Genomic DNA, 4,125 nt, shown 5'->3' with positions numbered 1-4,125 from the left:
GTTCGAACTTGTGACCCCTACGATGTCAACGTAGTGCTCTACCACTGAGCTAACCGCCCATCCGGGGCCCGTTCTGGTATGGCGGGGCCCGTCAGGAAGCGTGGGTAATGGACAATCGGCGCGCCTGCGTCAAGCGTCTTCAGCGGCCTTCGCTGCGACCCGTCTCCGGCGCCTGCGCCAGCAGGTCCACCGCACTCTGTGCCAGGGCATGCAAAGCCCGTCTCGAGGCCCCTGCCCGCGCGCGGACAGACAAGGAATGCAGCACAGCCGAAGCGATCCGGGCGGCCTCGTCCGGCGGCAGGCCGGTGCAGGCCTCCCCTTCCGCCTGAGCCCGCGCGATCCGCGCTTCGAACATCTCGTCGAGGCCGTCATTGGTGACGGCAAGTTCCCGGCGCACGGTCGTGTCGCGCATGGCTTCGGGCGGGGCGGTGCTCGAGACGAAACAGCCACGCGCCTCTTCATCGTCGGTATAGAGGCGGATGGCGGCGCGGAAGAGGTCTTCCAGCGCGGTGCGCAGCGTCGGCGCGTCTTCGAGGATCTTGCGGCCGGCGGCCTGGGTGGCGTCGCGATATTGCTGCAGGGCCTGGATATAAAGGGCGTGCTTGTCGCCGAACGCGCCATAGAGACTTGGCCGGTTGAGGCCCGTCGCACCGGCCAGGTCGCCGATCGAGGTGCCTTCGAAGCCGCCTTTCCAGAAGGCGTCCTGCACCTGCTGCATCACTTCATGGGGATCGAACGTGCGGGGGCGGCCGCGGCGGGGTGAGGGACTGTTCCCGGACATGAGGCATTTCCTCCATGCGTCAGCGATATTGGCATGACCAATATTGTAACGATGGGTACGAAAATGCCGGGTTTCAATACCGAACCGGTTCGATTTCCGGATTGGGCTGGCCTCAGGCCGCCATCACCTTGTCGACTTCCTCGACGATTTCCCGCAGGTGGAAGGGCTTCGACAGGACTTTCGCGCCCGCTGGCGTCGGCGATCCGGACGACAGCGCCACAGCGGCAAAGCCCGTGATGAAGACGATCTTCATGGCCGGATCGAGTTCGGCGCCGCGGCGCGCCAGCTCGATCCCGTCGAGACCCGGCATCACAATGTCGGTCAGCAGCAGGTCGAACACTTCGCGCTCAAGCGCAGCGAGGGCCGTCTCGCCGTCGGCATAATCCTGCACCTCATGGCTGGCACGGCGCAGCGCCGCAGCCAGGAAGGCGCGCATGGAATCATCATCTTCAGCCAGCAGGATCTTGGTCACCTGGGGCCCCCTTCGTCCGTCCGATAAGCCTAAGCATAAACAGTGATCCGGGTAAATCATGGGTGAATTTTGCGAAATTCCGCCTGTCTTTTTTACCTTGCCGCTGTTCAGGGCGACACCCGGGACGCGCTAGGGGCTTGACCTTGTCACGAACAGGCAAACGATAGGGGCGATGCGCCCGACCCCGCCCCTTTCCCTCGATCCGGCCCCCTTACCTGTCAGGACGGGTCCGCCTGGCGCGGAGGTCTTCGGCCCGGCCTACACGCTGACCCGGCCCGCCGGACGGCCCGTGCCGTTCGTGTTCGCTTCCCCGCATTCCGGCTCGCTCTATCCCGAGAGCATGCTGGAAGCGCTGCGGGTGCCGGTGATGGACCTGCGCCGCACCGAAGATGCCTTTATCGAGGAATTGTTCGCGTCTGCGCCCGCCGCCGGGGCGACGCTGCTGGCTGCCTGCTATGGCCGGTCGGTGGCAGACCTCAACCGCGATCCGCGCGAGCTGGACGCCTCCATGTTCGACGGCCCCCCGCCCCGTACCTGCGGCATGCCGACGGCCCGGGTGGAAGCCGGGCTCGGCTGCCTGCCCCGCGTCGCAGCCGGCGGGACCGAGATCTACAGCCGCCGCCTGACCCGCGAAGAAGGCGAAGCGCGCCTTGCTCATATTCATGACGCCTATCATGCCTGCCTCGGCGATGAGCTGACCGCCCTGCGCGACACTCATGGCCACGCCGTGCTGATCGATTGCCACTCCATGCCATCCGTCCAGCCGGGCCGCCGAGCGCTGGCTGACATAGTATTAGGTGACCGCTTCGGTGCCTCCTGCGATCCGCGCCTGACCAGCCGCGCCGAGCGGGCCTTCCGCGAGCTCGGCTTCAGCGTCGCCCGCAACGCACCTTATGCCGGCGGCTACACGACCCGGCGCTATGGCAAGCCGCGGCGCGGCGTGCATGCGCTGCAGATCGAAATCAATCGCGGCCTTTATATGGATGAACAGGCCGTCGAGCGGCTGGACCGGTTCGACGACCTGGCCGGTGCGATTGAAACAGTTATCTCCAATTTGCTGGATACGGCGCTGATCCTGCCAAAGGTGTAATTTTTCACCTGCCCGCATTTTGGCGAAAAACCGTCCATGCAACCCGGCATGGCAGCTTTGCACGGCCTGAATGGAAACCGGCCGGCCGGAGCACATCCATGGTTATCCGCTCTGGAGGGGCCCGAAATCCGGTGTCAGCCGCAGCGAAACACAGAGGAAAGGTCCCGTCCCACTCGGCAGGAACGACAAAATATCCAACAATTTCAATGACAATTACACTTCGACCAAAAAAAGGGCCGCGCTGTGAAGCGCGGCCGTGAAGTCAAAGGGAGGAAACGCCAGAGGCGTCTGCACCGAAGTGCAAGGCCAGATTTATGCTGCGATGCACAATCGAGCAAGGGACAGGGTGCCGCAGGTATGAAATTTCATAAAACTGCCCGGGAATTAGGCAGTCATGCCTTCCGGCACGCCGTTTGCGAGACGTCAGCCGCAAACACAGAAACGGGACAGCCCCTGTCCCAAGCAGAGACCGCCCGGAGTATTTGACTATGGCTGATGAAACAGACCTGCACGTTGGCAAACGCCTGCGCCGCCGCCGCCGCCTTCTGGGCATGACCCAGCAGGACCTTGCGAGCCAGGTGGGCGTGCGCTTCCAGCAGATCCAGAAATATGAGTGCGGCGCCAACCGCATCACCGCCTCGCGCCTCTATGAGCTGGCCAAGGCGATGAACGTGTCGGTCCAGTATTTCTTCGACGGCATGCCCGCCGCCGGAACGCCGGACGCCGCCAATGACGCCGAGCGCCTCGAAAGCGACATCCTCAGCCAGAAGGAAACGCTGGAACTGGTCCGCGCCTATTACCGCCTGGACGAACGTCCGCGCCGCCGCCTGCTCGAACTGGCCAAGGCTCTTGAAGGCGATTCTTCCGGTCACGGCGCGGCCTGATCCGGCTTAACCTTTCCATGCTTGACCGGCCCGGCTGCTTGGGGCCTAGCTGGTCAACATGAATTCGGTTCTCAATTTCGACGAAGATCTCGCCTTGGCGAACCGTCTTGCCGATGCGGCCTGGTCAGCGATCCGGCCGCATTTTCGTGCGCTCAGCAATATTGATAACAAGGCTGGCGCCGGAGAATCCTACGATCCCGTCACCGAAGCCGACCGTGCCGCCGAAAAGGCGATGCGAGAAATCATCGCCCGCGAACGTCCGCATTACGGCATCACGGGTGAGGAATTCGGCGAGACCCCCTCCTCTTCCGGCTGGCGCTGGATGCTCGACCCGGTCGACGGCACGCGCGCCTTCGTGGCCGGCCTGCCGGTCTGGACCACGCTGATTGCCCTGGTCGACCCGATGGGCTTTCCGGTGATCGGGGTGATCGACCAGCCCGTCCTCGGCGAGCGCTATATCGGCTGGCCGGGCGGCGCGGCCCTGCAGACGCCGGCCGGACGTAGCCCCCTCACCGTGTCGGATGTTCCCTCCCTTGCCGATGCCGTGATCTCGACGACAGACCCTTTCATCCTGAGCGGTCCGGAACAGAGCGCCTGGTCGGACCTGCGCGGCGCCACCCGGCTCGCCCGCTACGGGCTCGATGCCTACGCCTATGCCCGGCTCGCCGGCGGCACCGTCCACCTTGTGGCAGAGTCTGGCCTGCAACCCTGGGATGTGGCCGCGCTGATCCCGGTCGTCACCGGCGCGGGCGGACACGCAACAGACTGGACCGGCGCCCCGGCCAGCCTCGGCGGCCAGGTCCTGTGCACCGCCACCGACACTCTTATGGAGCAGGCCCTCACCCTCCTCGCCCCGGCGGCCGAGTAAAGTCCGGTATAGTCACTTATAGTCCGGTAT

5 protein-coding genes are annotated in these 4,125 nt (G+C 64.6%); 3 read left to right on the top strand and 2 right to left on the bottom strand.

From position 1 onward, the window contains the following. Positions 1-139: 139 nt before the first annotated feature. On the bottom strand, positions 140-781 hold the full coding sequence (locus HJA_RS17630) for a TetR/AcrR family transcriptional regulator (protein ID WP_035585095.1): 642 nt from the start codon (positions 779-781) through the stop codon (positions 140-142). A gap of 112 nt (positions 782-893) precedes the next feature. Beyond that, the gene (gene cpdR / locus HJA_RS17625; protein ID WP_034762043.1) at positions 894-1,253 is read right to left on the bottom strand and encodes a cell cycle two-component system response regulator CpdR; all 360 of its coding nucleotides are present in this window, start codon (positions 1,251-1,253) and stop codon (positions 894-896) included. A 172-nt stretch (positions 1,254-1,425) separates the two neighbouring features. Here cpdR and HJA_RS17620 point away from each other — a divergent pair, with 172 nt between their 5' ends. From HJA_RS17620 to hisN, 3 genes are all read left to right on the top strand, one after another. Further along, a complete protein-coding gene (locus HJA_RS17620; RefSeq protein ID WP_081814798.1) occupies positions 1,426-2,343 on the top strand; it encodes an N-formylglutamate amidohydrolase in 918 nt (305 codons plus the stop codon). 488 nt (positions 2,344-2,831) lie between these two features. Next, positions 2,832-3,227, top strand: coding sequence for a helix-turn-helix domain-containing protein (locus tag HJA_RS17615; protein ID WP_035585092.1), 396 nt, complete (start codon positions 2,832-2,834; stop codon positions 3,225-3,227). A 58-nt stretch (positions 3,228-3,285) separates the two neighbouring features. Continuing rightward, on the top strand, positions 3,286-4,095 hold the full coding sequence (gene hisN / locus HJA_RS17610; protein WP_035585089.1) for a histidinol-phosphatase: 810 nt from the start codon (positions 3,286-3,288) through the stop codon (positions 4,093-4,095). Positions 4,096-4,125 lie beyond the last annotated feature (30 nt).

The organism is Hyphomonas jannaschiana VP2, from assembly GCF_000685215.1.
Classification (GTDB): domain Bacteria; phylum Pseudomonadota; class Alphaproteobacteria; order Caulobacterales; family Hyphomonadaceae; genus Hyphomonas; species Hyphomonas jannaschiana.
The sequence above is the reverse complement of the archived record's forward strand: the minus strand, read 5'-3'. Positions and strand labels throughout refer to the sequence as shown.

Coding starts and splice junctions, on each gene's coding strand:
- HJA_RS17630 (WP_035585095.1), bottom strand. CDS start 781: ATGTCCGGGAACAGTCCCTCACCCCGCCGCGGCCGCCCCCGCACGTTC.
- HJA_RS17620 (WP_081814798.1), top strand. CDS start 1,426: ATGCGCCCGACCCCGCCCCTTTCCCTCGATCCGGCCCCCTTACCTGTC.
- HJA_RS17615 (WP_035585092.1), top strand. CDS start 2,832: ATGGCTGATGAAACAGACCTGCACGTTGGCAAACGCCTGCGCCGCCGC.
- hisN (WP_035585089.1), top strand. CDS start 3,286: ATGAATTCGGTTCTCAATTTCGACGAAGATCTCGCCTTGGCGAACCGT.